Origin of the sequence: Companilactobacillus halodurans (assembly GCF_009600985.1) — a bacterium.
In the GTDB taxonomy this organism is placed as follows: domain Bacteria; phylum Bacillota; class Bacilli; order Lactobacillales; family Lactobacillaceae; genus Companilactobacillus; species Companilactobacillus halodurans.
This window is the reverse complement of the sequence record NZ_VDFP01000077.1, coordinates 1-1,984: the sequence shown is the minus strand read 5'-3', so window position 1 is coordinate 1,984 and position 1,984 is coordinate 1. Positions and strand designations below refer to the sequence as shown.

Annotated in this window: 2 protein-coding genes; both read right to left on the bottom strand. The window is 31.7% G+C overall.

Annotated features, from left to right (window positions below):
* Nucleotides 1-231: 231 nt before the first annotated feature.
* Nucleotides 232-1,668 (bottom strand): glycoside hydrolase family 1 protein, encoded by a 1,437-nt coding sequence (locus FHL06_RS12510; protein ID WP_153386907.1) that lies wholly within the window; start codon nucleotides 1,666-1,668, stop codon nucleotides 232-234.
* A partial coding sequence (locus tag FHL06_RS12505) for a PTS sugar transporter subunit IIA (RefSeq protein WP_153386905.1) occupies nucleotides 1,669-1,984 on the bottom strand: 316 nt, incomplete at its 5' end.

The following is a 1,984-nucleotide window of genomic DNA, read 5'->3' as shown; positions in this document are numbered from 1 at the left end:
AGGAGCTACCAACTGGACTGTATCTAAATCATGTTTCATGTCGGTTTCCTCGCTATCATTTAGTTTCGTACTTGTTTCTTTTAAACATCTCGAATTATACAGGGATTGTTTTGAAAGCGCATTACCTCAGATCCTTCTAGGTATCAATTCCACACAGTGAAACATGTTCCACTACAAATTTTGTCAAAAAAAGTACATCAAAAGATGTACTTTTAAAATAGTTTAAAAGAATTATTCATGTAAATTTGAGCCCCTTGAATCAATGGTTTTCTTGTACCAATTGAAGGAGTCCTTTTCGATTAATCTTCCTGAGCCCTTGCCGTAGTTATCATAATCAACATATATAAATCCATATCTTTTATCCATTTCAGCAGTCCCCGCACTAATAATATCAAAAGGTGCCCAAGAACAATATGCAAATATATTTGCACCATTATTGATTGCCTTTAAAACAGCAGCCAAATGTTTTTTAGTATAATCAATTCTATACTCGTCATGAATTTTATTATCTTTAGTTAATACATCATTAAATCCGAAACCATTTTCACCAATCATTATTGGAATTTGATATCTGTCCCAGTATTGTGACAAACATATATATAGTCCTTTAGGATTGATTCCCCATCCCCATTCGTTGGCATTTATATATGGATTTGGCTCTACACTTGCTGGATTCATATTATCTTTTTTAGAATCTATCACATTAGAATAATAGTAACTAACACATAGAAAATCAGCAGTATTTTCATTAATAACAGTTAATTCTGAATCCAAAATATCCAATTTTATATCATTAGCCTTAAAATAGTTCAAAGCATATTGAGGATACTTTCCCCTAATTAAAACATCGCTGAAGAAATACTGCATTCTATTTCTTTCAAAATTCAATTCAGTATCTTCTGGAGATGGTGTCATTGGATACGTCGTATAATCTGCCATCATAACTCCCATCTTCAATGTTGAATCCAATTCGTGTGCAAATTTTGTTACAGTTGCCGATGCGACAAATTGGTGATGAATTGCCTGATACTTAACTTTTTCATAATTATCCACTTTATCATAAATAACACCCAAAGAGGCAAACGCTTCTAAATGAACTAAATTAATTTGATTAATTACAATCCAATACTTCACTAAATCATGATATCTATTAATAATTACTTTGCTATATTTAACAAAAAGATCAATCAACTTATGATTTGCCCATCCACCATATTTAGTAACCAATTTCAATGGCAATTCATAGTGGTTAATAGTTACAATTGGCTCAATTCCCTTTTTTTTCATATATTCAAAGAGATCTTGATAAAACTTTAGCCCATCTTCCAGCGGCTCATCGTCATCTCCGTTAGGAAATATTCTTGTCCACGCAACTGATAACCGCAAAACTTGACAATCCATTTCAGATAACTTATCAATATATTCCTTATATCTATCATAAAAATGAACAGCATTTCTCTTTGGATAATAGAAGTCTCCATTAATATACTCATCAAAAGTATTAGAATCCATATTATTAAAATACAATTTCTTTTTGTCAACTCCAGGTAAATATGGTTGAATATCAGCAGTACTTAATCCTTTTCCATCCTTATCGAACGCACCTTCGGCTTGATTTGCGGCAATAGCACCGCCGATTAGAAAGCCTTTTGGAAATAAATCACTCATTTAATTACACTCCTTAAACATTATTTTTAAAATTTCTATAAATTTATAAATCATATTAATTTCTGTGGAAACTGTCATTAAAGTGTCCTGTGCATGTGCAAATAATGGTGAATATTCGTATTCTTCTCCACCCGCTTCAGCCTGAATGACCTCTGTCTGCGCATTATGTGCTTGAACAATTTCACTATTTGATTCTTTCATTTTATTAACAGAATCTTCGAATTTTCTATCTTTTGCTAAGTCAAAAGCTTCATTTGCTAAATTTCTAGCATTTCCAGCATGAATAATCAGTTTCATTGCAATACTATTTAAGCTA